The sequence below is a fragment of the Polaromonas aquatica genome (assembly GCF_050626995.1).
Lineage (GTDB): Bacteria > Pseudomonadota > Gammaproteobacteria > Burkholderiales > Burkholderiaceae_C > Polaromonas > Polaromonas aquatica_A.
Map to the genome: position 1 here is coordinate 3,001,980 of NZ_CP192467.1, position 24,162 is coordinate 3,026,141.

The following is a 24,162-nucleotide window of genomic DNA, read 5'->3' on the forward strand; positions in this document are numbered from 1 at the left end:
AAAATATAGCAGCTTGCGCACGCAACAATTGGGCTAAAAGCACTTTTTGCCTGTAGAAAGTGCCTTCGCGATGCCTGACCGGCCTTGTGGCATGCCCCATGCGAACCGGATCACCTTGCGCATGGTTAGGTCAATTCAGGCATCAAATAGGCCACTAGCCCAATTCTTACGTGCGCAAGCAGCTACTAAATTGATAGCAGCTGATGGGCCTTGCTAGCCTTCCAGCAATACCACCAGCGCCCCGGCCCCGCCTTCCGCCGGCCGCGCCTGCACAAAGGCCAGCACTTCCTGCTTCTGGATCAGCCAGCTTTGCACCTTGCCCTTGAGTACCGGTGTCTTGCCGGGTGACCCCAGGCCTTTGCCGTGGACCACGCGTACGCAGCGCCAGCCGACCTTGTGTGCGTCCCTGATGAAGTGAGCCAGCGCTTCGCGCGCATCTTCACTGCGCAGGCCGTGCAGATCGAGCTGGCCCTGGATGCTCCAGCCGCCGCGGCGCAGCTTGCGCACCACATCAGGCCCCATGCCGGGCCGCCTGAAGCTCAGCGCCTCGTCGGTATCGAGCAGCGTCTCCACGTCAAACTCGTCGGAGATCGCTTCGCGCATCACCGCGAGTTCATCGCGCTGCTGTTGCACAGGGATGGGTGGTGCCTGGTTCGGCGCCAATGCTGCCTTGTGGCCCGGCAGGTGTTTGGCCGGCAGGGCTTTGACGGGGCCGACGGCGCGGGAGAAGAGTTCTTTCTCGGCTTTGGCTTTGGCTGCGGCAGCAACCCGCGCGGCTTCCTGTTCTTTCTCCAGCTTCGCACGGGCTTCGATGTCGCGCTTGACGGCTTTGAGGTCCTGCAGGCTTTTGAGGGCGGGCGCTTTTTTCATAAAGGCACCTTACAGCAAGCCCAGCTCAGCCATCGACACCGCTTGGGAGCTTGTCACGACGAAATGATCCAGCACACGCACGTCCACCAGCGCGAGGGCTGACTTCAGCGTTTGCGTCAATGCCTCGTCGGCGCGCGAGGGTTTGGCGGTGCCGCTGGGGTGGTTGTGGGCCAGCACCACGCTGGCCGCGTTGAGCGCCAGGGCGCGCACCACCACTTCGCGCGGGTAGACGGAGGTTTGCGTCAAGGTGCCGCGAAACAGCTCTTCGAGCACGATCAGCCGGTGCTGGCTGTCCAGGAACAGCACCGCAAAGATCTCGTGCGGCCGGCTGCCCAGCTGCAGCTGCAAATAGTCGCGTACCGCCTGCGGCGTGTCGAACAGGGTCTTTTCACGGAGCTTTTCTGCAAGCGCTCGCCGGGCAAGCTCCAGCACGGCCACCAGTTCGGCGCGCTTGGCCGGGCCCAGGCCCTTGATGCTTTTCAGCGCTTCGGGGCCGGTGTGCAGCAGCCCGGCCACACCGCCAAAGGTGTCGACCAGCTCCTGCCCCATCTGCAACGCATTTTTGCCGGGCAGGCCGGTGCGCAGGAGCAGGGCCAGCAGCTCGGCATCGCTCAGTGCGCCGGGGCCGCGGGCGAGGAGTTTTTCGCGGGGGCGGGCGTCCTCTGGGAGGTCTTTCAGGAGCATGAGTGGGCTTGTGGGCTGTGTGGAAGGGGAAAGCCGGTGCCGGCGAGGAGCGAAAAACCTGTTTGAGCCGGATTAAGCCTGATTTGGCCCGGTCAAGCCGTACTTTCTACAATAGGGGCAGTTTACAAACACTTGCCCGGCGCCAGCCCGGCCGCAGAAAGTCTTATGCCCACCGTGGAGTCCCCTGACGCAACCCTTGTCCAGCAAGGCTCGTTCCTGACCTTGCACTACCGCATGGCCGGGCCGTCCGTGGATGGCAAACCGGGTGCGGACATCATCAACACCTTTGACGGCAAGCCCGCCACCCTGAGCCTGGGCACGGGTGAGCTTTCGCCGGCCATTGAGCAGCGCTTGATCGGCCTGCCGGAAGGAACGCGCACAACGTTCGGGTTGCCCGCCGGCGAGGCCTTTGGCGACCGCAACCCGGAGCTGGTGCAGTGGGTGGCGCGCAAGCTGCTCAACGAGCTGGGTGACCCGGACGAGCAATACAAGGTCGGTGATGTGGTGCAGTTCCCCACGCCGGACGGCGCGGGCCAGTACGCGGGGGCGGTGCAGCAGGTCAACCCTGACGGCGACGCGGTGCAGTTTGACTTCAACCACCCGCTGGCCGGCCAGCCGGTCGTTTTTGAAGTCTACGTGATTGGGGTGTTATGACTGAATCCAAACTGTTACCCCAGGAGATCCTGCTCGCGGAACCCCGTGGTTTCTGCGCAGGCGTAGACCGCGCCATCGAAATCGTCGAGCGCGCATTGACCAAATTCGGCGCGCCGATTTATGTGCGCCACGAGATCGTGCACAACACTTATGTCGTCAACGACCTCAAGGAAAAAGGCGCCATCTTCATTGAAGAGCTGGACGACGTGCCGCCGGGCGCCACGCTGGTGTTCAGCGCCCACGGCGTGAGCCAGGCCATCCAGAAAGAGGCTGAGCGCCGCGGCTTCCAGATTTTTGACGCCACCTGCCCGCTGGTGACCAAGGTGCACGTCGAAGTCGCCAAGCTGCACAAAGAGGGCTACGAATTCATCATGATCGGCCACAAGGGCCATCCTGAAGTTGAAGGCACCATGGGCCAGCTCGACAGCGGCATCCACCTGGTGGAAGACGTGGCCGATGTCTGGCGCATCAGTCCTGCCCAGACCGAACGCCTGGCAGTCGTCACGCAGACCACGCTGAGCGTGGACGACGCGGCCGAGATCAGCGCGGCCGTGAAGCAGCGCTTTCCGCAGGTGCGCGAGCCCAAGCAGCAGGACATCTGCTACGCCACGCAAAACCGGCAAGATGCCGTGAAGGTGCTGAGCCCGCAGGTCGACATTCTCATCGTCGTCGGCAGCCCGACCAGTTCCAACAGCAACCGCCTGCGTGAGCTGGCCGCCAAGCTGGGCACCGAGGCCTATATGGTCGACGACGCCAGCGAGCTCAAAGAGTCGTGGTTTGACGGCAAGAGCCGCGTGGGCCTGACGGCCGGGGCCTCGGCGCCCGAGATTCTGGTCAAGCAGGTGATAAACCGCATCAAGGCGCTGGGCGCGGTGTCGGTGCGCAAGATGGATGGGATCGAGGAAACCATCAAGTTCCCGTTGCCCAAGGGCCTGAAGCTGGACGCGCAAGGCCAGGTGCTGGAAGTCAGCGACAGCCAGCTGCATCAGCTCTGATTTGAACCTCCTGTCTTTGCAATGACCAATCGCTATCAAATTGAGAGCTGCTTGCGCACGTTCGAAGCGGGCTACAGCCACTTTATTCATCAAACGCCGCTGTGGAAGCTGCCCGGCAAGGCGCTGGGCGTGGAGTGTGCCGAAGTGTGGCTCAAGCTTGAGCACCTGCAGACCGGCGGCAGTTTCAAGGCGCGCGGCATGCTCAACCGGCTGCTGTCCAACCCGATTCCCGCCAGCGGTGTCATCGTGGCCTCCGGCGGCAACGCCGGCATTGCCACCGCAGCTGCCGCGCGTGAGCTGGGTGTGCGCTGTGAAGTCTTTGTGCCCGAAGTTTCCACCCCCGCCAAGCGAGCCAAGCTGGCCGCGCTGGGTGCCGAGGTGGTGGTCACGGGCGCGGCATATGCCGACGCGCTCAAGGCCTGCCTGGCCCGCCAGCAGGAAACCGGCGCGCTGCTGACGCATGCCTATGACCAGCCCGAAGTGCTGGCCGGCGCGGGCACCATGGCGGCCGAAATCGAACAGCAGGGCGGTGTGCCCGACTCCGTGCTCGTCAGCGTGGGCGGCGGCGGCCTGATTGGCGGCGTGGCCAGCTGGTTTGAGCAGCGCAGCCGTGTGGTGGCGCTGGAGCCTGAGTTGGCTCCCACGCTCTACAAAGCCCGCGAGGCCGGTGAGCCGGTGGATGTGGCCGTCAGCGGTATTGCAGCCGATTCGCTGGGTGCCAAGCGCATCGGCAGCCTGGCTTGGGACGCCACGCAGGCCCATGTGCGTGATGCACTGCTGCTCACGGATGACTCGATACGCGCCGCCCAGCTGTGGCTCTGGAAAGAACTGAAGCTGGCCGTTGAGCCCGCCGCGGCCCTGCCGCTGGCCGCGCTGCAAAGCGGCCGCTACACGCCCCGCGCCGACGAAAAAGTCTGCCTCATCATCTGCGGCGCCAACCTGGACCCAGCCAGCCTGAACTGAGCTGAACGGGCTCTGGTCATCTCAGCTGCACAAAATACAATGGCCCCATGCTAGACATCAACCTGCTTCGCAAAGACCTGCCTTCGGCTATCGCCCGGCTGGAGACCCGTAAAACCCCGCAAGGCTTCCTCAACGTGGAAGCCTTCCAGGCACTGGAGGCCGAACGCAAGGCCCTGCAGATCCGCACCGAAGAGCTGCAGAACCAGCGCAACACGCTGTCCAAGCAGATCGGCCAGCTCAAATCCAAGGGCGAAGACGCCAGCGCCATCATGGCGCAGGTGAGCGCTTCCAAGGCCGAACTCGAATCGTCTGCTGCGCGCCTGGACCAGATCCAGACCGACATGCAGACCCTGCTGCTGGCCGTGCCCAACCTGCCGCATGAAAGCGTGCCGCAGGGCGCAGGCGAGGCCGGCAATGTCGAGGTGCGCAAATGGGCCCCGATTGAAGGGCCGGGCGGCGAGCCTCCGGCTTTTGCGTTTGAAGTGAAAGACCACGTCGACGTGGGCCAGCCCCTGGGGCTGGACTTTGAACTGGGCACCAAGCTGACGGGTTCGCGGTTCACCGTGATGAAGGGCCAGCTCGCGCGCCTGCACCGCGCGCTTGCGCAATTCATGCTTGACGTGCAGACGCAAGAGCACGGCTACACCGAGTGCTACACGCCTTACATCGTCAACGGAGATTCGCTGCGCGGAACCGGCCAGTTGCCGAAGTTTGAAGAAGACCTGTTTGCCGCGAAAAAGGGCGGGCAAGAGGGCGCGGCCGAAGCCGAAAGCACGGCCCTGTACCTGATCCCCACATCCGAAGTGCCGCTGACCAACTTCGTGCGCGATGAAATCGTTGCTGAAGCTGATTTGCCGCTGCAGTTCACCGCGCACACGCCGTGCTTCAGGTCCGAGGCCGGCAGCTACGGCCGCGACACGCGCGGCATGATCCGCCAGCACCAGTTCGACAAAGTCGAGATGGTGCAGATCACGCATCCCGACAAAAGCTACGAGGCGCTCGAAGCCATGACGGGCCACGCAGAAACCATCCTGCAAAAGCTCGGCCTGCCGTACCGCGTGATGCTGTTGTGCACCGGTGACATGGGTTTTGGCGCCGCCAAAACCTACGACCTCGAAGTCTGGTTGCCCGCCCAAAACACGTACCGTGAGATCAGCTCCATTTCGAATTGCGAAGCCTTTCAGGCACGCCGCCTGCAGGCGCGCTTCAAGAACGCGCAAGGCAAGAACGAGTTTGTGCACACCCTCAACGGCTCTGGCCTCGCCGTAGGGCGCACCCTGGTGGCGGTGCTGGAGAACTATCAACTGGCCGATGGTTCAGTCACCGTGCCCGAGGTACTGCAACCGTACATGGGCGGCATCAAGGTGCTGGCACCGGCCGCAAAGTAGGGCGTCTTAAACCCAGCATGAGCCGCGGAACTGGCTTTGCCAGGCCGCAGGCGGGCGGCCCCCTCGGGGGGCAGGAAGCTACACAAAGTGAGCGACCGTGGGGGCTATATTTTGGGCTGATAGAATATCGGCTCCACACTGGAGAGGTGGCAGAGTGGCCGAATGTACCTGACTCGAAATCAGGCGTACCGCAAGGTACCGTGGGTTCGAATCCCACCCTCTCCGCCAACATGCATCCAGACAAGTTCCGACGAATCTGAGAAATGCCTTGAAAGCCCCGCTTGCCGGGGCTTTTTCGTTTCCGCTCGTCTGGATTGGTTTTTTGGCATCCAGGTTTTTTTGGGAGAACGGCGAGAAGAAATTTCCACATGTTCGCCAGTTCCCCAAATGCCTCGCGGCGGTATCCAGAGGGATGAGCCTTCATCGCTTCCTACGGCTAATCAAGAATTCTTCCCCTTTGCCAATGAGGCAGATCTAAGCAAGATCAGCCGTAAACGCGCTGGTTTATCTGGAAGCGGCGGTTCTAGTTACGAGGAGCAAGTGCATGTCTGAGATTCACAAAGAAATATTGGCCAAGGCCAACGCGGCAATCTCAGAGGGTGACTTTGAAGGATTTCTTGTCCATTGCACCGAAGATACGCAGTGGACCTTCTTGGGCGACAGAGCTATCAGCGGGAAGGAAAACGTTCGCCAGTGGATGGTAACCACGTACAAAGAGCCGCCCCAGTTCAAGGTCCATCAAATGATTGCCGAAGGTGATACCGTCGCGGCAATTGGCGAAATCACGCTGCGGAATGAACAAGGGACAGCGACCCGCAATGCCTATTGCGACATTTGGCGCTTTCGTGACGGCAAGATGGCTGCGCTGCACGCCTACGTCGTCGAGATTTAGCATCAGCGGCGCCCTCGATTACCTCACCAGGTCATCGTCGGGAAGTGCAGGATCAGAGGCCTTCGATGACAACCAGATACTCAGGAAGTCTCAGCGCTCTGGTTTATCTAAAGGCGGCTTGACAGACGTCGGGGTAGGCAAGTCAAGCGCGGCTCCCGGGTCCTCCTCGCCGGCGACTGATTCTTCCTCAAGATTCACCGGCGCTGGAGATGGAGGCGACTGCGGTTCACGCGGCACAGGGGCTGCAGAGCGCGGGGGCAATGGTGCCGAAGGATGTGTGGACTTGTTCATGTGCGGGTAGGCTTGTGGTCGAATTGGATGGAGTTCAAAGTCGGAGCACCACTCATGCAGTGACAGCTCCCGCAAAGGGTACAAAGCTCTCGCAGTATTCGATCAGGAGTTCGGTGAGAACCCTTATCTTCCGTGCGGGATGGTGACCTGGCGGGCGAATGACATAAGCACCCGCTGGCGGAGGCGGATGCCGGGTCATGATCGGCACGAGTGCTCCAGAGGCCACATATTCATGGGTGAGCCAATCGGGCAAGTAGGCGATCCCGAGTCCTGCTACCGCAGCGCTGACTAACGCTGTGCCGTTGTCGGCCTTAAAGCGCCCCTGTGGACGAACCGTAATGATTTTGTCGCCATCCGTGAGTTGCCATGCTTCGGTGCCCTGCATCAGCGCCTCGTGAACGAGAAGTTCTTCAGGCGTCTCAGGCGACCCATGTGCCTTGACATAGTCTGGACTTGCGACGAGCTTCCCATAGATCGGGCTAATGCGCCTTGCAATCATGCTGGAGTCGGGAAGATAGCCAACTCGTATCGCACAGTCGTAACCTTCCGCAATGAGGTCAACAAAGCGGTCGCTGTAGCAGGTCTGGATGTGAAGCTGCGGGTGGCGTCGTGCCATTTCCGCGAGTACTGGCGCAAAGTGAGTCGGGCCGAAAGAAAGCGGTGCAGCAATTCGCAAGCGTCCGCGAAGGTCACCGGCGGGCAGGATCATTTCCTTGGCCGCGTCGATCTCCGCGCAGACTCTCGCAGCATAGTCCCGGAAAGTGGCCCCGGCTTCCGTGAGGGCAGCTCCGCGCGTGGATCGCGAAAGCAGCTGAACACCAAGCTCCGCTTCAAGCCGCAAGAGCCGGCGACTGACGATGGACTTGGCGACGCCGAGCCGCTGCGCAGCAGGCGAAATCCCCCCGGCATCGGCGACTTCCACGAATGTCTGCAGCTCTTCGATGTCCACTTCGGTGTTCCTTGTTTCGCGACACAGCTCGCCACGAAATGGTACTACCGCATCGAGAAGAGGAACAGCAAAATAACCTTCAGGGACGTGGCCGCCGGCGCAATCTCCGTCGGAACCACCCCTCACAACCGCAACAAAGGATTCACCAATGACTTTTCGCAACGGTCTTGCTTCGCTTCTTCGTCCGGAAGATTCCGTACTTCTTCTGATCGACCACCAGCCCTACCAGCTGGCGAACGTGAACAGCCACGAGCCGCAAATGGTGATCAACAATACGGCCGGTCTGGCCAAGGCCGCCAAAGCCTTCGGTGTCCCCACCATATTGACGTCGGTGATCGTCGAAAGGGGCGGACTGCTCTTTCCCCAGATCACCGATGTGTTCCCCGGCCAGGAGGTGATTGACCGTACGTTCATCAATACCTGGGAGGACAAGAAAGTAGTGGACGCGGTGAAGGCGACAGGGCGCAAGCAGCTGGTCATCGCCGGCCTGTGGACCGAGGTGTGTGTCGCGATGCCGACAATCCAGGCCCTCGGCGAAGGCTGGGACGTTACTGTGATCACCGACGCGTCGGGCGCCGTTTCCGTGGAAGCCCACCAGGTCGCCATCCAGCGCATGATCGCAGCCGGCGCGAACATGATGACCTGGCTGGCGCTGGCTGCCGAATGGCAGCGCGACTGGGCCAGGGCCGAACAAGCCGCCGCACTGACGCCAGTGATCGTTCAGCATGCCGGCGGCAGCGGTATTGCGTTCCTGTGGGAGCAGCAACTCCTCAACACGCCCGTGCCGGCCAAAGCGGGGTGATCCAGACTGGCGCCCAGCGGCTGTCTTCAGATCCCTCGAATGGAGAAATAACAGTGAAATTGATATTGATTGGATTCATGGCGACGATTGGCTTCGCCAACGTCCATGCACAAGCCAGGCAAGTGGCGCCAGGCGCGGACCTGATCGTGCACAACGCCAGAATCTTCACCGGCAATGCAGCACAACCCGCGGCGTCTGCGCTGGCCGTCAAAAACGGCCGCATCTACTCGGTCGGTACGGATGCCGAGGTGCTGGATTTGAAGAACGCCAACACCCGGGTCATTGACTCCCGCGGCCGGCGGCTCATTCCGGGCATCATCGACGCGCACACCCATGTGCTCAACGAGGGCGGATACAACTACACCCTGCGATGGGAAGGCGTGCCGACGCTGCGCCGGGCCCTGGCGATGCTGAACGAGCAAGCCAAACGAACAACGGAAGGCCACTGGGTCAAGGTGATTGGCGGCTGGTCTCCCTACCAGTTCGAGGAGAACCGCTTCCCCACCATGGATGAACTCCGCCGGGCCGTGCCCAATCGCCCGTTGATCGTGCAGTACGCTTACAACCGCGCCTTCATGAACCAGCAGGCGATGGATGCCCTCGGCGTGGGCACTGAAAAATTTCCCAAGGTTCCAGGCACCGAGTTCGAGAAGGACGCGCAAGGCAGGTATACCGGCGTGGTCCATGGCTACACGTTCCTGTTCATCGCCCTGGAGACCATGGTGCCGCAGCTCTCCTTCGATGAAGAGGTGAGCTCGCTGATCCAGACGACCCACCATCTCAACCGATTTGGGGTCACGTCCATCGTCGATGCGGGTACCGGGTTCCGGGAGTACCCCAAGGCCCAAGCCACCGTCAACGTCCTCGCCCGCGACAACCGCCTCAACATCCGCATGCCCTTCGTGGACCTGCAGTTTGGAGACGGCTCCGTGAACATGGTGGACGGGCAGATCAAGGCGATCACGAAGACTGCGCCTATCGGCCCGGGGCACAACCTGCACCCGCAACTCGCGCACGGTCATGTTTACCGCGGCGCCGGCGAGTTGTTATCGGCGGAGGTCCACGACCACGAGAACTTCGACCGTCCGGCGGTCATCATCGAGCCGGAGAAGATGCGGGAACTGGTGGAGCGGGACGTTTCCAAATTGGTGCAGCGGCGAATTCCTTTCCGCGAGCACATCAGTTACGACGAGAACATCACGCCTTTCCTCGATGCCCTTGGGAAGCTGAATGAGAAGACGCCGCTCGACGGCCTGCGGTGGAGCATCGAACACGCCGAGACCATCAGTCCCGCGAACATCGCCAGGGTGAAGGCACTGGGTGGTGGCATCGCCCTGGACGCCAAGATGGCGATGCACGGCGACGGTTTCATCAAGACGCATGGCCGCGACAAAGCCTTGCTGACCCCGCGCCTGCGCCAGCTCGTCGACAGCGGCATCCCCCTGGCCATGACCACTGACGCCTTCCGTGCATCTTCGTTCAATCCATGGGTCGGTATCAGCTGGATGGTGTCGGGGAAGTCGGTCTCCGGAGCGGAAGTGCTGGCCAGGGACAACCGTCTGTCACGCGCCGAAGCGCTGAAACTCTTTACCCGCAATGCAGCGTGGTTCATGAACGCCGAATCCGAGCTGGGCATGATCGCCCCTGGCCACCTCGCCGACTTCGTGCTGCTCGACAGGGACTACTTCGAAGTTGCTGAATCCCAGATCAAATCCATCGCCTCGGTCTTGACCGTCATGGATGGCCCGGTGGTGTACGGCGCGCAGGACTACCAGTCGCTTTCGCCTGCATTGCCCGAGATCCTGCCCGCTTGGTCACCGATCAAACACTTCGGCGGCTATCGCCAAACCCGATGAGGTGCGGAAGTTTAAAAGGAGAAAAACCATGAATTCAGTCAACGAGCTGCCGATTTCTGCCGACGAAAGCGTTCGTCGCGTCACCTTCAGGACGCGCGGCAATACACACGGTCCGGTCACCCGCTTGATGAGCCCATCAGACCTGGGTCACATGCTCAAGCCCTACGTGTTTCTCGACCTGTTTAACGTCGATCTCCACGATCCGCGAGCAGGCTTCTCCATCCATCCGCACTCAGGGCTTGCGACGATCACAGTCATCACAGACGGAGACCTGCGATTCGATGACCCCACAGACGGAACTGGTCATATCGGCTTTGGCGGCTTCGAGTGGATGCGCGCGGGCAACGGCGTGTGGCACGGTAAAGAGCTGTCCGGCGGGACGACGCCAAGAGCCAAGGGATTTCAGCTCTGGATAGCGTTGCCTCCCGACCTTGAGCACGAGGCTGTAGACAGCCAGTATGTTGAAGCCAGGCATGTGCCGACTGCCGGGCCCGCGCGCGTGATTCTCGGCAGCTACGAAGGTGCCCGCAGCCCGGCACGCGCCCCTGAGGGTGTGACTTATCTGCTGGTGAGGCTGGCCGCTGGCACGGAGTGGACGTTCACGCCACCTCCGACACAGCCGCTCGCCTGGATGGCGGTCTCAAGCGGTGTTTTGACCGGAGAAACTCCAGCCGATGCCGGCGAAATGGTCATTTTTGAGCAGGGAGTTCAGCCTGTGAAATTGAAGGCCGGCCCCACTGGCGACGCCATCTTCGTGATTGGTTCCGCCACACCGCATCCCCATGACTTGCATCTCGGGAGCTACTCGGTCCACACCTCGGCAGATTCCCTGGCTAAAGGGGAGGCCAACATTGAGCGCTTGCGGAAACTCCTGATCGCCGCGGGAGACCGGCGAAACGCTGGCGGTTCGATCCCAGTCTTCAAGGAGTGAGCGTCCCTGGTGCGTTGCGGCCCGAAGCGTGGCCGCACGCTGCAGCTCCTTTAGTCTGGGACGCACGGTGATGCCGGCAAGACCGATCCGCCGCGCGCCTTCAGCCGCGCCGGGCCGCCTCTATCGCGGCGATGTTGATCTTCTTCATGGTCATCATGGCGTCGAAAGCGCGCTTGGCTGCTGCGCGATCGGGGTCGGCTATGGCCTCGATGAGTACGCGCGGCGTGATCTGCCATGACAGGCCCCATTTGTCCTTGCACCAGCCACACTCGCTTTCCTGGCCGCCATTGTTGACGACGGCATTCCACAGGCGGTCGGTTTCGGCCTGGTCGTCTGTCGCGATCTGGAAAGAGAAAGATTCGTTGTGCTTGAAGTGCGGGCCGCCGTTCAGTCCGATGCACGGGATGCCGGCGACGGTGAACTCGACTGTCAGGACGTCGCCTTGCTGGCCGTCGGGGTAGTCGCCCGGTGCGTGGAAGACGGCGCCAACAGCGCTGTCGGGGAAGGTTTTGGCATAGAAGTTCGCGGCCTCAACGGCGTCGTGTTCGTACCAAAGGCAAATCGTGTTCTTGCTGATTTTCTTGCTGGCCATTTCGTGTCTCCTGAGGGGGTGAACGCCCGGCATGCGCCATGGCGCGAAGAACGGCCATCGTACTCATCGCAAGAGTCAGCGCAAGAGCCGGGGGCCTTGTTCGGAGCTTATCCCTAGCCCTTGGACCTGGAAGGGTCGGCCGAACCCGGATAGGTTCGCTCTTCCTCAAACGTTCCGTCGGCGCGGTGGATTTTCACCGAGGCAGTTTTGCCGACCATGAATTCCCGGGTCGCCTGCAGGATCTCTGCCTTGGTGGGCTTGCTGATAGAGGCGCGATCAGCGCCTTGTTTGGTCAGATCCCAATGCCCGTCATGCGATTTGATGTGGTAGCTGTCCATACGGTCTCCTTTAAAGAAAAGATCGTATGGGCACAGCGGCCTGCTCCGCTGTAGGACAATTTCTACGGAGGCCCGGCGTCAAGCAGATTCTGATCCGGCCTGGTCAGAAGAAACTCCTGGCTTGTGACGCGTGTTGGCATCTGGCCGGAAACATCGTCGCCAACCAAAACGGGTGTATCGATGCTTTTGAACTGTTCCCGCGCAACCTCTTGCGGATCGCGATAGCCCTGGATGTGCTGCGCTTCCATCGCCCAGCTGGCTGCCTCAAGTACGTCGATCCTGCCGTTGGCCAGTTCCATGATTTTTTCGGTAAAACTTCTGCGCCATTCCTTGCGTTCGCTTGTAGACATGCTGATTCCCTTCGAGAGAGGTTTAGTGGCACATGGCCACGGGCTCGACGGAGGGCTGTCACTCAGCCGACAAGCGGTAGGTTTACCGACTAGCTTTACGCAGTAGCGGTTAAGGCTATTGCATCCGATCTTTATGCGCTACTTTGTAAGGGTATTGAATGTGATGCTGTAGGACGTGGTGGCGACCGGAGACGTGGAAGAAGCCCGATGGGCAGCACCGAAGCCAGGGTGACAGCTATAGCCTGGTGTTGCGTCGGTCGACAACGAAGGCGGGTAACGGATGTACTTGCTAAACTGGCGGAACTGGCGGGAGGCTGAGGCGATGGAATCCATGCACAAAGACAGCGAACCTGAAGAAGGGCGCATCCGAAGTGTGCTGCGCAGCAGCATGACGTGGCTCTTCCTCGTTCTCGGTGTTGGCTTTATGACGTGCGAGATTTACCTGCGCTATACCGCCAACACGTTTGCACTGGAGCCGCTCTATTGGTACTTGTTCGTCGAGCATCAAGCGATCTCGATGCCAACGATTGTCCTAGCCATGATCGCCGCGCTGCTTGCCGGCAGCATGCGCGCCAAGCGCAATCCGGAGTCAAAATTGAGACTCCTCTGGAAGGTCGCAGCGCTTTTTGCCATCGCATTTGCGGGGTACATTGCCATACATGGCATCTAACTGGCTACTCGACTTGTGCAGACGACTTCTTCGCTTCGCTGTTACCTGGTAGATGCCGCCAGTTACATCTAAAGGTAGCCGCCCGTTATGCGATTTACAACGTCGATCATGGCACCTCAAGAGGCGAGTCTTGGCCGCTCGGCATCGGCGGCGATGTCGAGCTCCATCATCCTGCTTTGCGCTTTTTTTATCTTCACGGGGTCGTCTATCCTCGGCATGTGGCTGGGAGCGGCGGCGGCCTCAGCTGTCTTCACGGTCTACCTGCTCCAAGTCCACTATCTAGGCACTATTGGTCGCCACGGTGCGCGGCGAAGGCTTCGCACGTGGAAGCTCTCCCTGGCGGCACATAGCCTTGTTTTCGCCGTCTGCTATCTCGTTGTTCGCGATTCGGTCGTCTTTGTTTTCTTGCTCCCAGAGGCGGTCAGCGCGCTCATTCATCTCTTGGGCATCCGCTGTGCACAGAAAGCGAAAGTCGATGTCTGATGATATAAAAAACGACTTGCGGATGGATGTTGTGGGGTGCTTTCGCTTGCCAGGGCGTGCTCCATGGCTGCTTGTATGGGTTGATACGTTCACGGTACCCAAGCTTGTCGCACGAATTAAACTGGGACAGCTACCTTTCTTCCATGGGTTTGAGCGGCGACGTCCTGTGGCTTTTGTTGTTCGGGCATTGGAAATGCCGGTCCTTGCTGCTTTCTTCTCTCTGCGTGGGGTTCTCTTTTCTTTGGGTGTGTTTGTTCTGGCAATGACCCAGACCACATGCTCAGGCGGATTTGAGTAGTAGTAGTTTTCCCGGGGTCCGACCAGTTACGCTTGAGCCATGAATGAAAATTCTGATTACGACCCGGATTCCGCGCCTTACGAACCAAGCAATGAAGAGATTGCTTCGATGCGCGCGGCCTCACCCGCTGAAGCCGCCGCGGTAGACGCATTGATCCTTCGGGAGTGCTCAGACCGCTGGCAGAAGGTTGCCAAGATCGTCGGGGATCTGATTGAAGAATTCGATCAGGCATACGCTCACCTGCCATTCGCCTACATACAGGCACGCATGGATGAACTGGAAGACATGGGCAAGGTCGAGATCGTTGGCCACGTCTGGTCAATGCGCTACTCTGAAATCCGGCTTGTATCGTCCACCCTGGGTGGCACGTAAAGCCCATGGACCGTACAGAATTCGTCACCGCCTTGGTCGGCGTAGCCATAGGCGTGATGGTTGCCGCGATTGGGTTCCCGGAGGTCTTGGAAAAGGTATTTATAGGCGGCGTTGTGCTGCTTATGGTTCCCGGCTTTGTATCCTTCCACTTCATCCTTTATCGCTTAAAGAATAACCATCCGAAGATATACAGAGAAATCGCGGCGACGAATGAGGACTTATCGTGGGGAATGGGCGATGCCTTTCGCAGATTCAGGAAATTCATCCATAGTTCTCGCGCTCGGGAGCTTCATGACGGCTTACTCAGCGCAGCCGTGGTTGTTGGGCGGGTGACTTGGCGTCTAAGTTTTGCCATGGCCGGATTTTTCCTGGGCGCATCGCTAGCCCTTCGTATTTCATGACAATGATCTGCGGATTGGGCTGGAGGTCTTGATGATCAAACGCAACGGAATCGACTGTTCACGTGCGCTCGTCTATATTGAGGACGCAGTGGGAAGACCGGCCGCCTAGAATCGTCGCTGGGCCTGGGCCCTTCATTTATCGAACTAAAACACAAAGAATTCTTCATGCGTTACACAGTCATCTTGTCCTCATTGCTTCTTTGCTCCGCCTGCAGCGAAACATCATCGCAACCAGCCGTCACCCCAAACGCAGTGTCAACCATCGCACCTGCTCCTGCCACGGCCGCTGCACTCGTCTTACCGGATGCCAAAGAGGCTACGCAGGCATTCCTCGTGATGATGGACATGCAAGAGTACAAAAACGCCGAACTCAAGCTTGGCACGTGCATCCCGGCTGTTGATGCCAAACACCCGGGTCAGGTGGCTTGCGGGGTCGCATTGAAGATTGGGGCCGGCACTTCTGCAACTCAGGCGGATTTTTACCGTCGCGGCAATAAGTGGGTGGCGCAGCCGAGCAGTTCGCAAGATAAGTTGCCGTTTCCGGATCCCAAGCTTCGATAGTTATGCCTGACAGGTTGTTCAATGCCGATAATTCAGCCGCGGGCTGAATCGAGCGGTTACTCCAACGTCACTTTGCACCGAATGGGTACCATGCCTCCTCAGAAGCAGTTGCGATTCCCCGCTGGTTCCAGGGTTCGCGTCCTCACCAGTGGTGGGTGGAAGCGATCTTCCGTGGGGACGGTCATGGATGAGCCGGAAGCTACCGAGACGCTTCTGGGTGTGACCTTCGTTCACTGGGTACAGTTCGACGAGCCGCAGGAAGACATCAACGGGCCTGACAAGTACCGGAAGGCACAAATTCTGGGGGAATACCTCGATAACTCAAGTGACTCGCCATAACGATGCCCTTCTACCGCTTCCAGATTGACTCCCCGTTCGCAACGCGAGCCGTACTGCTTCGCGTGCGCGGACTCATGCGCGAATCACCGAGTTTTTTTCAGTCGATCAAGGAGTCTTTCGAGAAACGTCCGCAAGAAGGTCCGCCCTTCGTCGGAAACGTCAACGGAACTGTGTTCAAGATGCGCCGCGACATTCGGTATCGGAACTCATTCTTGCCCCGAGTGCATGGTTCTGTGATATCGATTCCAGCTGGTTCCAGAATATTCGTACGAATGCATCTGCATCCTCTTGTCGTTGTCTTTCTGTTGGTGTGGCTTGGAGGCGTCGGTGTCGGCGCACTCAATGCCTTCATTTCCGAAAATAGGAGCCTCCAATCTGTGCTTGCCCCGGCGGGTATGTTCCTGTTCGGCATCCTGCTCACGCTAGGAGGCTTTTTTCCCGAAGCTTTCAAAGCTCGGCGCCTGTTGGAGCAAGGCATTGCACCTGGCGCCGACCTTCAACGTTAAACCTCGCGATGCGTTCGTTAACCATCACCGCACTACTCGTTCTTGGCAGTGCTAATGCCTTTGCCCAGGACCTCGCTGGAAGCAACTGCCTTCTGCACGAACCCCCGGCAGCGGCCGGAGAGAGTCAAAGCCACGGAGCTTTGCTGAGAGTGTTCCCGCGTGCGAAAGTGATTGGCCCTGACTACAGCGGTTGCCAAACCACATGGGTTGCAGATGGTGCAAGGTGGAAGGCAATTGTGAAAACGGAGATTCTCTCTGGCGATCCTGTGCGTATCTGGCTTCCTGATGGGGCCTACGCGGCATGCCGATACCAGAACGGAAAGGTGGTGTCGGGAAACAAGGCGGACTGTGCCCATCCGGATTTCTTGCTGGCAAAGTCCTTTCCGCCCGGTTGCGTTGCAAAGCTCCGTAATGCTGCGGCCAAGGACGTGCCCGGGGCGTTTCCCGTGGGGTGCGACTTTGAATAGCATGCAGACTCACAAGTCGATTGGCGCGGACGTACTATCGGCCGGCTTCGCCCGCTTGCCGTCCGACGGTCATCCCCAACGGGTCACCTTAACGTTAGCTATGCCAAAGTAGCGGCAATGGCTCTTCCCAATTTCCAATATCACCCGGATCCGATCGCAACGGAAACCGCTCATCTCACGTGTTAAGTGCAAGGGGTACGTCATGCTCACAGAAATCGAGAAAGTTGGGGGGAAGTTCTATCTGGCGAATAGCACCCGCCTTGGGTACCGAATTATGGTCAACGTTGCTTTTACCTAAGTCGCCATGAAAAAGATTGCCTCTTTTTTGCTCGTCCTCGGTTTGTCGCTGTGCTCGCAGGCACATGCCCAGGTAGTTGCGTGCGGCGACAAGTCTCTTCCCCCCGATCAAAGGTGGAACCCTCCCAATTCCGCGGTTTCCCCTCAACTGAAACGCTTCTACGACCTTGGAGATCGGCTGTCCGCCGCGCACAAGGATGGGAATTCAGCGCAATCCGTGACTGCTGCGAAGCAGTACCTGGAAGCCGCAAAAAGTTTCCGCTGCAACTGGAATTTTGGAAACGCGATACACGATGCAAACACCGCCCTCGGATTAGCCGCGCTGCATCAGGGGAACACTGATGAGGCGGTACAGTTTCTGGCCGCCGCAAGTAAGTCAACGGGCTCCCCTCAGCTCGACACATTTGGTCCTTCGATGCTCCTTGCCGACGAGCTTGTGAAGATAGGAAAGCGAAAAGAAGTCATCGCTTATCTAAAGGCGGTAAAGCGCTTCTGGGAAATGGACGATAAATCTGTGGCACGTTGGGTGGCCCAACTGGAAGTTGGCGGGTCCCCGGATTTTCGATTGAATCTACGCCCGTTATGAGTGCGGCGTTCGTTCATCTGAGAAGTTAGGACTCAGTCATGAATTTGAGACTCATCGCCGCATTGCTCGGAGTTTTTCTTCTCTGCGTTGCCTTGCTAAGCTTCGCCAGGCCAACTCTCTGTGCAACCGGTTGCGGCAATCTGCTCGAGCCGCTATTTCAGCGCAGCCTACTATTTTCTTGGCCCTTGGGGTATACGCGGGCTTCTGCTTGCGCTCGCCGGTTTGATGTTCTGGGTCGCGATTCGAGGCCGGGAATAGCGTCCTGTACGGCCCAGGCTTCCATCGCACGAGTTCATCAACCGGGCAATTTGAATCAATCGAAAAGCATATAAACCGGCGTTCCCGCTACCGCGGGCACAAACCGCCTATTGCACGTGGCATTCCCGCCGCAGCAACGCCAGCGCGTCGTCGAACGCTTGAACGGCATCGCTTTGCAGCGTGGCCTGCGCCTCTTCTACAAACTCATCCCACAAGCTCGCGTAGGCATCCTGGTGCTGCACCGGCGCGTGGTCCATGATGTACTGGTGGGCCAGCGCGGGATCGAAACCGGATTTGCGGATCTTGCGCAGCAGGGTTGCGGCGCTTTTCTCGGTCAGCAGGGTCTTGGGCGCGGAGCCGGCGGCCACGCACAGGAACAGGGTCAATAGCGAACCATCGTCCGCATTGCCGCCGGTCACCTTGCTCCACACAGCGGAAGCCTGACGGTCATGGTGATCGACTTCGTTCAGCCCGTCTTCCACCCAGAAATACCGGCCCATGAAGGCCGGGCTGCGGTCAAATAGCTGGCGCGGCGGTAACGCCGGATCGAGCACTTTTGACGCATCGGCCATCACGGACTGTCGCACCGCCTCCACCACATCCCGCAGGTGGGCGGGCAGCTTTTTCGGAACGGCGAGCGGCAGCGCAGCCGGCGCGGCCCCGTGTTTTTTGCGCAAGGCGGCAATCATCTTCTCGAACGCCACCCAGTCGGGCATTTCGGTGCGGCCCGTCGCCAGCACCAGCAAGGCGGTGCGAATCACCGCTTCCGCATCCTTGCCGGCTTCTTCGAGCTCGTCGGCGTCCATACCCAGTTCGCCCGCTAACCAGATGGCCGCATCCACCACCCGCGCGACATGGCTGCGCCTGGCGAGTTCGGCCCGGTAGTCGGCCAGGTTGCGCAGTGACCATTTGGCCAGCAGCGGAATGTGCTCGTCAGTGAAGCCGGCGCTTTCATTCATGCCGAAGTGGCTGTTTTGTGGCATGGCGATCAGCGCCTTGAGCATGTCCGAGCCGCCCTTGGAGCGCGACAACAGCGAGAAATCGCGCAGCGATTCAGCCGCCTGCCGGAGGTCGCCCTGACAGGAATGTTCGAGGTACAGGCTGATCAGGTTCACCATGCGATCGCGGGCTTTTTCAAGATCCGGGCGCAAGTACTCATTACCGAAATATCGCGCGATCTGCACCATGCCCTTGGGGCCTTCAACCCGCATGGCTTCGATTTTTTCGGCACCGATGATGCCGTGCTGCACGCCGTACTGCAGTGCCTTTTCAAAAAAGGCGCGCGTATCGTAGAGTGAGATGGCGGAAGGCGAGGACATGGGCGTTTGCAAGTTCAGATCGCCGATTCCTCATCGGACTCGCGTGCCGTCGGCGTGGCCTTGCCGCGATCGGTGTCGCCGGGCTCAACCTTGCCGTCGTCGTCCTGCACATCCTCTTCGTCCTCCTCATCGGAAGCCGTCTTGTGCGCAGTGCCCTTGGCACGCAGCACCATCAGCATTTCAATGAAGAGGTCCGGCAGTTCGTAACGCAGCAGCCAGGCGAGCTGCATCCAGTCCTGGTCGGCAATTTCATCCAGCTGGACACGCGGTCTTTCGTAGGCCGAGGCCAGCAGCGCGGACTGGGACAGCATCTTGCCGTACTCGTCGGCCAGCTCAAAGCTGCCGCTGCGCGCAAAGGCTTCAACACGGCTCCACTGGTCGGAAAAATAATCGGCAAGGGCTTCGCTCCCACCCTCCAGGTCGCCGATCGCGGTGAGAAATTCCAGCGGATCCGCGTCCTCCCGGAAGATCACCGCATTGACCATGCCGCGCAGATGCGTGCGGGTCAGGTCCTTGTAGAGCTTTTCAATCACCACGGCGCGGGCAAACTGCGCGGGCGTGACCAGCAGGCTGACCACCGACTCCTTCGAGTTGTCGTACTCGCGAATGACCGCCAGGACGTCCTTGGGCGGCAACTGCTCCAGCACCACCATCAGCGCAGCATCACCTTCGTCGTCGGCCAGCGCGACCAGCGCAGCCTCAGCGCCGACGATGTCGCCGGCCGCGATCAGGCTTTGGGTTTTTTCGATCAGGGCGAGATGCTTTGTCATCAGGGTTTTACCTTCCAGGTCATGCTTGCTTGCGTCAGTCTTTGGCATCAAAGCCCTGCTGGACCAGCCACTCGGAACCTGCCTCGTGGCGTGCCCGGGCATCGGCGCTTTGCTCGCGATCGTCATCGCCCTCAAACATCACCACGGCGCCGTCGCCGTTCTCATCACTGTCTTCTTCGTCATCGCCGTCGTCGCCGTCACTATCTTCTTCGGCGTTCACCATTGACGCGGCCACAGGCATGCCCGCCATGTATTCCAGCCCCGCCGTCAGCGTCAGGAATTTCTCTCCGCCGGGCGCCTGCAGGACGATGTGCGCCAGGTCCTGAGCCCAAGGCGCCAGCACAAAGCCATCCGCCAGGCTGCTCCAGGCCGGAAAGCCATCGGCGTCGTGGCTATCGTGGGTGAGCAGATGGTCCATCACGGTTTTCTCCGTGAAGTCAAAACCTTGGTGAAACACCACCGCCACCATCTCGGGGCTGGTGTCCATCATCTGGACCAGAAAGGCCATCTCCTGGCGTTTGCCCGCCAGGCGCTGGTGCAGCACGTCGCGCCCCTCAGAGTCGAATCGCAGGTCATCCATCTCGGACTGGTAAGCCGAACGCAGGTCGATGAAGTAGGGGGAGACGCTCATGCTGCTGGGTTTTTCATGGGGTGCTTTTCTTTCGGTCAGCAAGGGTCACAGTAGCGGGTTGAGATAGTCGGCCCAGATGGCATGCGCCGTGCCTATCGGGCTGTCAAGCAGGTTGCGGCGGCGGTTGTCGTCATAGGCCTGGCGCTTGTCCGCATCCGACAGCACCTCATAGGCCTGCTGCACCGCCCTGAAACGCTCGGGCGCCTCGGGGCTGGCATTTTTGTCGGGGTGCCAGAAGGAGGCCTTTTGCCGAAAGGCTTTTTTGACATCGGCCAGCGTTGCCGCGCTGTCCAGCCCGAGGGCGGTGTAGTGATCAGTCATGCGAAAGTGGCTGTGTCCTGGACCGCAGGCAGGGAGCTGCACGGCATGTTGGGAGGCTCACGAGGTGAGGGGGAGTCGCCTGCGCGCTTGGCGGAGGGATCAAGGATTATGCCCGTCTGGGGCCGTGCAGGCTGGCGGCCGGGAAATGGCTTTGTCCCGTACTGCCGCCCGAAGTTCGAGCCGCAGGTGAGGCCCGAGTGGTCGCAGACAGAGAGGGAAGCTAGTTAACAAGAAAAACCGGGATGACCCGGTTGCCCTCTGTATTGAAATCCCCCCTCACACTGGGACGGGGTCTTGTGGGGGGCAGCGGCCACCGGGCAGCGCGGTTTTTTCACAGGGGCAGGCCTGGCGCTCGCAGCCGACGTGACACCGAGCGCAACGACTGGCGCCCAAGGGGGCAGCCGGGCCGGGGTATGGGTATCGATGGTCAAACACAACGGAATCGGCGATTTGGTCTGTGTTCGTCCATATTGAGGAGGCGATCAATACACTGTCCCCCTAGAATCAGCTTGCGGGGTTTAGTCCCTTTTTTATCGACCTGAGTGAAACCCAAAATGGGAAATAAGTCTTTTAATAACAAGCACTTGGCTGGGTTTTCAGCGGCCAGGTTATACCGCAGGCGCGATGTTATACCGCAGACCTTGCGGTATACATTACGTTAGACGTCAATTTTGCGGTTCACCCAACAAAGCACCCCTCTATACCTAGCCATGCGCCGCTCGCCAAGCTTCAACTGCCCCAATTGCGGCTTTGCCGTATTCAATCGCCGTTACCCCAAGTGTGAGCAGTGCGGGGTGCAACTGCCCGAGAGAATGCGTCATTCAGGCGAAGAGGTTGCCGTACTTCGAACTCAAGAGGAAGCCGAAGAACTCGCGCGCAAGGCCAGAGAGCGTCCGCCGTCGTCTAGTGGTGACAGCTGGGCTTATGTCAGCGGGTCAGAAGGATCCTCAGACGGCGGATGTGCTGCTGACGGTGGTTCCTGCGGAGGTGGGGATTGAACAAGTCGGTCTTGGCTGGAGGCCTCGTTCTGTGGGTGTTTCGTACCTTGAAGGCTCGCGCCCGTGACGTCTAACATGACAATCGACACGGACGTCCTATCGTCCGGCTTTCGCCGGCCTACTGTCCGCCGGTCATTTCTACGTTAAATTGCAAGTATGGTGCTGCCTTTCCACGTTTCTTGCAGTGAATCCGCGGTCGGCTTGTATGAGTTGGCCGACGGTCGCTTTCAGCTTATCGAAGATGGTCCAATCGCACCACTTATGGTTGGACCTGGTTATGTGTTGGTTGAGAACCGACTTGCAGACCATCTACGAGAATTTCAGTTGGAACGTGTGAGGTTTGTGCCTGCGACCATTTGGCATCGGCGCACTGGTCAAGAGTTTCGTACTCACGAGCGCCTTGTCGTTGGACAGCAGTTTTTCCCCGACCAAATCAACGATCTGAATCTTGACGGTTGCAGGTTGTTGGGTCTCAACGGTGAGTACCTGTTCGCCAGTCCTGAACTGTCACACCAACTGCGAGAGAGTCCGTTTTCCTACCTTCGTTTTAGCGAAGGATTGAAGGGGTGGGCTGCCAATGCAATTTAACATTTCGCTCGGCGCGGACACACAGCAGAAGGATGCCGCTTCGCGGCGCTTGCTGCGTGCCGGGCAGCTTCGACGTTATGTGTCACGGGGAAATGAATGAATGACGCTGTTCTCCTTGCAGGCTTTAGCAATATGGACCTCGTTGATTTTCATTACCACATCGACTGGCAGTCTTGGAAAGGCAGCTACATTGAGCTGACTGCCCAAGGCCAAGGAAGAAAGCGGCACCTGCGCTTTTCAGGTGTGTCCAATCTGAGAATAGACGAAGGTTTTAATGGTTCTTTGTCTGGAATGGAGATAGTGGACATCTCCGATCGCCAGTGGGACTCTGCACGAATTGAAGTAAGAAACTTCGAGCAAGATCCAGGTGTCACATTTTTGGCGGCAACCATGGAGACCGTCAGTGACACATAACATTTCGCTCGGCACGGACACACAACAGCAGAATGCCGCTGCGCGGCGCTTGCTGCGTGCCGGGCAGCTTTGACGTTAGACCGCATGGAAACTTCATCGCTCGTCGTAGGGCAAACGTACTACCGTCTTACGTTTGCGGACATTGAGATGACTATCCCAGGGATTGAGCCGCTTGTTTTCTCAGGAATGCATGAGTCCTCCCAAGGCGAACTGCTACCTACCTTTCAAGACACGATCTCCTATACATGGGTAGGTTGCTATCCTGGCCCATACAGGCGCGGCCAAGACATTGACGTCGCGCTGTACCCTATGAAAGAGGCCGAAGCGGCGGAAATGCTCTCGCTTTCGGAAGTCGTAGGGAAGATCAACGAACTTTTCGTCAGAGCGGAACGCCTGGGATTCCCCACGCTAAAGCCGCCGCGCATCCCACCTGGCAATGCGGCCTAACCGTTCCATCGAGAGGACGCTTTCCGGCCTTCGGCCTCCAAGCGCCTCTCATGTCAAACATTAGGCCGCAGTCGAACCAGCAGCGCATACATAAGGGAACGCGAACATATGGCGGTTCGAACCATCGTTGGAGAACATGTGCACTCTTATTCGGGCACAGTGCTTCGATTCGAAGCTGATTACAAACTCAAGGCAATCGGCATCGTCTACCAAGCAGATGTATTACTCGACGGCAAGCGTGTGGAACTGGTGAGTGGAGTCATTGCCTGGGGTTTCCGAGCGTTTCCGCCTGGTCGCCGAGTGGAGGAAGCCGCCCGCGAATCGATCGAACTCACTGACATGAGGAAACTCTTGTCTGACCTACATGCGGCCTAACTCGTTGTTCCATCCGACGGCCTTCGGCCGCGGCTGAGCGCCAACGTTAAACATCATGCCGGCCACACGCGACCAGCTCGAGCGTCTTAGGGGAATCTCTGATGCGCAGAGCGTCGAACATCTGAAGGCGCTGGAGTCTCTGATTCCAGAGCTGGAGCCAGATAACTGTGGGCCGGAGGAGTTCGAGGCCTTACTGGGCGTGTTGGAACGAGCGCCGCTTGATGATGGCTTCGAGTCATACTGGTCAATCGTTCATTTCTTAGAGGCATGCGAGGGCTATGAACCTTCTCTGCTCGCATCTATCGGAAGACAACCGGCCGAACTGAGCCTCGCTATGGTCAATCGATTGCTAAACGCTGGAATCACGGCTTGCGGGGACCGGCCGTTACTCGACCTCCTGACCGAAGTAGCCCAGCGTCCAGACTTGGACGAACGTCTGAGAGAAGTGGCACGCGGCTTCATTGAGTACCAGCGGGTGAAGCATGATGCTTAACATGTCAGTCAAG

General features: G+C 59.3%; 31 protein-coding genes and 1 tRNA gene. 22 read left to right on the plus strand and 10 right to left on the minus strand.

From position 1 onward, the window contains the following. Window positions 1-213: 213 nt before the first annotated feature. Window positions 214-870, minus strand: a complete 657-nt coding sequence (locus ACQ4MS_RS14315; RefSeq protein WP_431095298.1) for a Smr/MutS family protein — start codon at window positions 868-870, stop codon at window positions 214-216. A 9-nt stretch (window positions 871-879) separates the two neighbouring features. Further along, the gene (radC, locus tag ACQ4MS_RS14320) at window positions 880-1,554 is read right to left on the minus strand and encodes a RadC family protein (protein ID WP_431095299.1); all 675 of its coding nucleotides are present in this window, start codon (window positions 1,552-1,554) and stop codon (window positions 880-882) included. A gap of 165 nt (window positions 1,555-1,719) precedes the next feature. Between radC and ACQ4MS_RS14325 the strand changes: the two genes are divergently transcribed. From ACQ4MS_RS14325 to ACQ4MS_RS14350, 6 genes are all read left to right on the plus strand, one after another. Next, entirely contained in the window at window positions 1,720-2,208 is a 489-nt protein-coding gene (locus ACQ4MS_RS14325; RefSeq protein ID WP_431095300.1) for an FKBP-type peptidyl-prolyl cis-trans isomerase, read from the plus strand. Beyond that, window positions 2,205-3,203, plus strand: a complete 999-nt coding sequence (ispH, locus tag ACQ4MS_RS14330; protein ID WP_431095301.1) for a 4-hydroxy-3-methylbut-2-enyl diphosphate reductase — start codon at window positions 2,205-2,207, stop codon at window positions 3,201-3,203. Before ACQ4MS_RS14325 ends, ispH begins: the two co-directional genes overlap by 4 nt. A gap of 21 nt (window positions 3,204-3,224) precedes the next feature. After that, entirely contained in the window at window positions 3,225-4,166 is a 942-nt protein-coding gene (locus ACQ4MS_RS14335) for a threonine/serine dehydratase (RefSeq protein WP_431095302.1), read from the plus strand. Window positions 4,167-4,213: 47 nt separating this feature from the next. Further along, window positions 4,214-5,554 carry a serine--tRNA ligase gene (gene serS, locus ACQ4MS_RS14340; protein ID WP_431095303.1) on the plus strand — a complete coding sequence of 447 codons (1,341 nt, stop codon included), beginning with the start codon at window positions 4,214-4,216 and terminating at the stop codon, window positions 5,552-5,554. A 140-nt stretch (window positions 5,555-5,694) separates the two neighbouring features. Continuing rightward, window positions 5,695-5,782: transfer RNA gene (locus tag ACQ4MS_RS14345), tRNA-Ser, on the plus strand. A gap of 316 nt (window positions 5,783-6,098) precedes the next feature. Next, a complete protein-coding gene (locus tag ACQ4MS_RS14350) occupies window positions 6,099-6,446 on the plus strand; it encodes a nuclear transport factor 2 family protein (RefSeq protein ID WP_431095304.1) in 348 nt (115 codons plus the stop codon). Between the two features lie 343 nt (window positions 6,447-6,789). Here ACQ4MS_RS14350 and ACQ4MS_RS14355 read toward each other — a convergent pair whose 3' ends face one another. Further along, window positions 6,790-7,686 carry a LysR family transcriptional regulator gene (locus tag ACQ4MS_RS14355; RefSeq protein WP_431099595.1) on the minus strand — a complete coding sequence of 299 codons (897 nt, stop codon included), beginning with the start codon at window positions 7,684-7,686 and terminating at the stop codon, window positions 6,790-6,792. A 148-nt stretch (window positions 7,687-7,834) separates the two neighbouring features. On the opposite strand from ACQ4MS_RS14355, the gene ACQ4MS_RS14360 reads away from it, so the two are divergent. Genes ACQ4MS_RS14360 through ACQ4MS_RS14370 form a run of 3 tightly spaced genes read left to right on the plus strand, consistent with a single transcriptional unit; the run spans window position 7,835 to window position 11,275 of the window. Then, window positions 7,835-8,488, plus strand: a complete 654-nt coding sequence (locus ACQ4MS_RS14360; RefSeq protein ID WP_431095305.1) for a hydrolase — start codon at window positions 7,835-7,837, stop codon at window positions 8,486-8,488. Between the two features lie 53 nt (window positions 8,489-8,541). Further along, window positions 8,542-10,344 carry an amidohydrolase gene (locus tag ACQ4MS_RS14365; RefSeq protein ID WP_431095306.1) on the plus strand — a complete coding sequence of 601 codons (1,803 nt, stop codon included), beginning with the start codon at window positions 8,542-8,544 and terminating at the stop codon, window positions 10,342-10,344. Window positions 10,345-10,372: 28 nt separating this feature from the next. Then, on the plus strand, window positions 10,373-11,275 hold the full coding sequence (locus tag ACQ4MS_RS14370; RefSeq protein WP_431095307.1) for a pirin family protein: 903 nt from the start codon (window positions 10,373-10,375) through the stop codon (window positions 11,273-11,275). A gap of 100 nt (window positions 11,276-11,375) precedes the next feature. Here ACQ4MS_RS14370 and ACQ4MS_RS14375 read toward each other — a convergent pair whose 3' ends face one another. The 3 genes from ACQ4MS_RS14375 to ACQ4MS_RS14385 form a co-directional block, all read right to left on the minus strand. Continuing rightward, window positions 11,376-11,867: a VOC family protein gene (locus ACQ4MS_RS14375; protein WP_431095308.1), complete on the minus strand. Its 492-nt coding sequence runs from the start codon at window positions 11,865-11,867 to the stop codon at window positions 11,376-11,378. Between the two features lie 113 nt (window positions 11,868-11,980). Then, the gene (locus ACQ4MS_RS14380) at window positions 11,981-12,205 is read right to left on the minus strand and encodes a DUF2188 domain-containing protein (protein WP_431095309.1); all 225 of its coding nucleotides are present in this window, start codon (window positions 12,203-12,205) and stop codon (window positions 11,981-11,983) included. 62 nt (window positions 12,206-12,267) lie between these two features. Further along, entirely contained in the window at window positions 12,268-12,555 is a 288-nt protein-coding gene (locus ACQ4MS_RS14385) for a hypothetical protein (protein ID WP_431095310.1), read from the minus strand. Window positions 12,556-12,877: 322 nt separating this feature from the next. Between ACQ4MS_RS14385 and ACQ4MS_RS14390 the strand changes: the two genes are divergently transcribed. From ACQ4MS_RS14390 to ACQ4MS_RS14425, 8 genes are all read left to right on the plus strand, one after another. Beyond that, complete coding sequence (locus ACQ4MS_RS14390; protein ID WP_431095311.1) at window positions 12,878-13,225, plus strand: hypothetical protein; 348 nt, start codon at window positions 12,878-12,880, stop codon at window positions 13,223-13,225. 108 nt (window positions 13,226-13,333) lie between these two features. Continuing rightward, window positions 13,334-13,708 carry a hypothetical protein gene (locus ACQ4MS_RS14395; protein WP_431095312.1) on the plus strand — a complete coding sequence of 125 codons (375 nt, stop codon included), beginning with the start codon at window positions 13,334-13,336 and terminating at the stop codon, window positions 13,706-13,708. Between the two features lie 337 nt (window positions 13,709-14,045). Further along, window positions 14,046-14,378 (plus strand): DUF3658 domain-containing protein, encoded by a 333-nt coding sequence (locus ACQ4MS_RS14400; protein WP_431095313.1) that lies wholly within the window; start codon window positions 14,046-14,048, stop codon window positions 14,376-14,378. Window positions 14,379-14,383: 5 nt separating this feature from the next. Beyond that, window positions 14,384-14,779: a hypothetical protein gene (locus ACQ4MS_RS14405; protein ID WP_431095314.1), complete on the plus strand. Its 396-nt coding sequence runs from the start codon at window positions 14,384-14,386 to the stop codon at window positions 14,777-14,779. A 165-nt stretch (window positions 14,780-14,944) separates the two neighbouring features. Further along, window positions 14,945-15,340 carry a hypothetical protein gene (locus tag ACQ4MS_RS14410; RefSeq protein WP_431095315.1) on the plus strand — a complete coding sequence of 132 codons (396 nt, stop codon included), beginning with the start codon at window positions 14,945-14,947 and terminating at the stop codon, window positions 15,338-15,340. A 183-nt stretch (window positions 15,341-15,523) separates the two neighbouring features. After that, the gene (locus ACQ4MS_RS14415) at window positions 15,524-15,679 is read left to right on the plus strand and encodes a hypothetical protein (protein WP_431095316.1); all 156 of its coding nucleotides are present in this window, start codon (window positions 15,524-15,526) and stop codon (window positions 15,677-15,679) included. Between the two features lie 2 nt (window positions 15,680-15,681). Further along, the gene (locus ACQ4MS_RS14420; RefSeq protein WP_431095317.1) at window positions 15,682-16,185 is read left to right on the plus strand and encodes a hypothetical protein; all 504 of its coding nucleotides are present in this window, start codon (window positions 15,682-15,684) and stop codon (window positions 16,183-16,185) included. 771 nt (window positions 16,186-16,956) lie between these two features. Continuing rightward, window positions 16,957-17,535, plus strand: a complete 579-nt coding sequence (locus ACQ4MS_RS14425; protein WP_431095318.1) for a hypothetical protein — start codon at window positions 16,957-16,959, stop codon at window positions 17,533-17,535. Between the two features lie 365 nt (window positions 17,536-17,900). Here the strand turns inward: ACQ4MS_RS14425 and ACQ4MS_RS14430 are convergent, their stop codons facing one another. From ACQ4MS_RS14430 to ACQ4MS_RS14445, 4 genes are read right to left on the minus strand one after another with little or no spacing between them, the layout of a single operon-like run. After that, a complete protein-coding gene (locus ACQ4MS_RS14430) occupies window positions 17,901-19,112 on the minus strand; it encodes a hypothetical protein (RefSeq protein ID WP_431095319.1) in 1,212 nt (403 codons plus the stop codon). A gap of 14 nt (window positions 19,113-19,126) precedes the next feature. Then, entirely contained in the window at window positions 19,127-19,882 is a 756-nt protein-coding gene (locus tag ACQ4MS_RS14435; protein ID WP_431095320.1) for a hypothetical protein, read from the minus strand. Between the two features lie 34 nt (window positions 19,883-19,916). Beyond that, the gene (locus ACQ4MS_RS14440; protein WP_431095321.1) at window positions 19,917-20,513 is read right to left on the minus strand and encodes a hypothetical protein; all 597 of its coding nucleotides are present in this window, start codon (window positions 20,511-20,513) and stop codon (window positions 19,917-19,919) included. 45 nt (window positions 20,514-20,558) lie between these two features. Continuing rightward, entirely contained in the window at window positions 20,559-20,834 is a 276-nt protein-coding gene (locus tag ACQ4MS_RS14445; RefSeq protein ID WP_431095322.1) for a DnaJ domain-containing protein, read from the minus strand. A gap of 1,154 nt (window positions 20,835-21,988) precedes the next feature. Between ACQ4MS_RS14445 and ACQ4MS_RS14450 the strand changes: the two genes are divergently transcribed. From ACQ4MS_RS14450 to ACQ4MS_RS14470, 5 genes are all read left to right on the plus strand, one after another. Further along, a complete protein-coding gene (locus ACQ4MS_RS14450) occupies window positions 21,989-22,420 on the plus strand; it encodes a hypothetical protein (protein WP_431095323.1) in 432 nt (143 codons plus the stop codon). Window positions 22,421-22,516: 96 nt separating this feature from the next. Next, window positions 22,517-22,834 (plus strand): hypothetical protein, encoded by a 318-nt coding sequence (locus tag ACQ4MS_RS14455; RefSeq protein WP_431095324.1) that lies wholly within the window; start codon window positions 22,517-22,519, stop codon window positions 22,832-22,834. An 84-nt stretch (window positions 22,835-22,918) separates the two neighbouring features. Next, window positions 22,919-23,281, plus strand: a complete 363-nt coding sequence (locus tag ACQ4MS_RS14460) for a hypothetical protein (protein WP_431095325.1) — start codon at window positions 22,919-22,921, stop codon at window positions 23,279-23,281. A 108-nt stretch (window positions 23,282-23,389) separates the two neighbouring features. Next, window positions 23,390-23,656 carry a hypothetical protein gene (locus ACQ4MS_RS14465; protein WP_431095326.1) on the plus strand — a complete coding sequence of 89 codons (267 nt, stop codon included), beginning with the start codon at window positions 23,390-23,392 and terminating at the stop codon, window positions 23,654-23,656. 55 nt (window positions 23,657-23,711) lie between these two features. Continuing rightward, window positions 23,712-24,149, plus strand: a complete 438-nt coding sequence (locus tag ACQ4MS_RS14470; protein WP_431095327.1) for a hypothetical protein — start codon at window positions 23,712-23,714, stop codon at window positions 24,147-24,149. Window positions 24,150-24,162: the final 13 nt, after the last annotated feature.

What these genes read in the sequence shown, in the direction of transcription:
- ACQ4MS_RS14385 (WP_431095310.1), bottom strand. Translation starts at nt 12,555, where the DNA reads ATGTCTACAAGCGAACGCAAGGAATGGCGCAGAAGTTTTACCGAAAAA.
- ACQ4MS_RS14405 (WP_431095314.1), top strand. Translation starts at nt 14,384, where the DNA reads ATGGACCGTACAGAATTCGTCACCGCCTTGGTCGGCGTAGCCATAGGC.
- ACQ4MS_RS14445 (WP_431095322.1), bottom strand. Translation starts at nt 20,834, where the DNA reads ATGACTGATCACTACACCGCCCTCGGGCTGGACAGCGCGGCAACGCTG.
- ACQ4MS_RS14395 (WP_431095312.1), top strand. Translation starts at nt 13,334, where the DNA reads ATGGCACCTCAAGAGGCGAGTCTTGGCCGCTCGGCATCGGCGGCGATG.
- ACQ4MS_RS14425 (WP_431095318.1), top strand. Translation starts at nt 16,957, where the DNA reads ATGAAAAAGATTGCCTCTTTTTTGCTCGTCCTCGGTTTGTCGCTGTGC.
- ACQ4MS_RS14465 (WP_431095326.1), top strand. Translation starts at nt 23,390, where the DNA reads ATGGCGGTTCGAACCATCGTTGGAGAACATGTGCACTCTTATTCGGGC.
- ACQ4MS_RS14420 (WP_431095317.1), top strand. Translation starts at nt 15,682, where the DNA reads ATGCCCTTCTACCGCTTCCAGATTGACTCCCCGTTCGCAACGCGAGCC.
- ACQ4MS_RS14415 (WP_431095316.1), top strand. Translation starts at nt 15,524, where the DNA reads ATGGATGAGCCGGAAGCTACCGAGACGCTTCTGGGTGTGACCTTCGTT.
- ACQ4MS_RS14430 (WP_431095319.1), bottom strand. Translation starts at nt 19,112, where the DNA reads ATGTCCTCGCCTTCCGCCATCTCACTCTACGATACGCGCGCCTTTTTT.
- ACQ4MS_RS14325 (WP_431095300.1), top strand. Translation starts at nt 1,720, where the DNA reads ATGCCCACCGTGGAGTCCCCTGACGCAACCCTTGTCCAGCAAGGCTCG.
- serS (WP_431095303.1), top strand. Translation starts at nt 4,214, where the DNA reads ATGCTAGACATCAACCTGCTTCGCAAAGACCTGCCTTCGGCTATCGCC.
- ACQ4MS_RS14450 (WP_431095323.1), top strand. Translation starts at nt 21,989, where the DNA reads ATGGTGCTGCCTTTCCACGTTTCTTGCAGTGAATCCGCGGTCGGCTTG.
- ACQ4MS_RS14390 (WP_431095311.1), top strand. Translation starts at nt 12,878, where the DNA reads ATGGAATCCATGCACAAAGACAGCGAACCTGAAGAAGGGCGCATCCGA.
- ACQ4MS_RS14440 (WP_431095321.1), bottom strand. Translation starts at nt 20,513, where the DNA reads ATGAGCGTCTCCCCCTACTTCATCGACCTGCGTTCGGCTTACCAGTCC.
- ACQ4MS_RS14335 (WP_431095302.1), top strand. Translation starts at nt 3,225, where the DNA reads ATGACCAATCGCTATCAAATTGAGAGCTGCTTGCGCACGTTCGAAGCG.
- ACQ4MS_RS14380 (WP_431095309.1), bottom strand. Translation starts at nt 12,205, where the DNA reads ATGGACAGCTACCACATCAAATCGCATGACGGGCATTGGGATCTGACC.
- ACQ4MS_RS14350 (WP_431095304.1), top strand. Translation starts at nt 6,099, where the DNA reads ATGTCTGAGATTCACAAAGAAATATTGGCCAAGGCCAACGCGGCAATC.
- ACQ4MS_RS14375 (WP_431095308.1), bottom strand. Translation starts at nt 11,867, where the DNA reads ATGGCCAGCAAGAAAATCAGCAAGAACACGATTTGCCTTTGGTACGAA.
- ACQ4MS_RS14315 (WP_431095298.1), bottom strand. Translation starts at nt 870, where the DNA reads ATGAAAAAAGCGCCCGCCCTCAAAAGCCTGCAGGACCTCAAAGCCGTC.
- ACQ4MS_RS14435 (WP_431095320.1), bottom strand. Translation starts at nt 19,882, where the DNA reads ATGACAAAGCATCTCGCCCTGATCGAAAAAACCCAAAGCCTGATCGCG.
- ACQ4MS_RS14455 (WP_431095324.1), top strand. Translation starts at nt 22,517, where the DNA reads ATGAATGACGCTGTTCTCCTTGCAGGCTTTAGCAATATGGACCTCGTT.
- radC (WP_431095299.1), bottom strand. Translation starts at nt 1,554, where the DNA reads ATGCTCCTGAAAGACCTCCCAGAGGACGCCCGCCCCCGCGAAAAACTC.
- ACQ4MS_RS14460 (WP_431095325.1), top strand. Translation starts at nt 22,919, where the DNA reads ATGGAAACTTCATCGCTCGTCGTAGGGCAAACGTACTACCGTCTTACG.
- ispH (WP_431095301.1), top strand. Translation starts at nt 2,205, where the DNA reads ATGACTGAATCCAAACTGTTACCCCAGGAGATCCTGCTCGCGGAACCC.
- ACQ4MS_RS14400 (WP_431095313.1), top strand. Translation starts at nt 14,046, where the DNA reads ATGAATGAAAATTCTGATTACGACCCGGATTCCGCGCCTTACGAACCA.
- ACQ4MS_RS14370 (WP_431095307.1), top strand. Translation starts at nt 10,373, where the DNA reads ATGAATTCAGTCAACGAGCTGCCGATTTCTGCCGACGAAAGCGTTCGT.
- ACQ4MS_RS14410 (WP_431095315.1), top strand. Translation starts at nt 14,945, where the DNA reads ATGCGTTACACAGTCATCTTGTCCTCATTGCTTCTTTGCTCCGCCTGC.
- ACQ4MS_RS14360 (WP_431095305.1), top strand. Translation starts at nt 7,835, where the DNA reads ATGACTTTTCGCAACGGTCTTGCTTCGCTTCTTCGTCCGGAAGATTCC.
- ACQ4MS_RS14470 (WP_431095327.1), top strand. Translation starts at nt 23,712, where the DNA reads ATGCCGGCCACACGCGACCAGCTCGAGCGTCTTAGGGGAATCTCTGAT.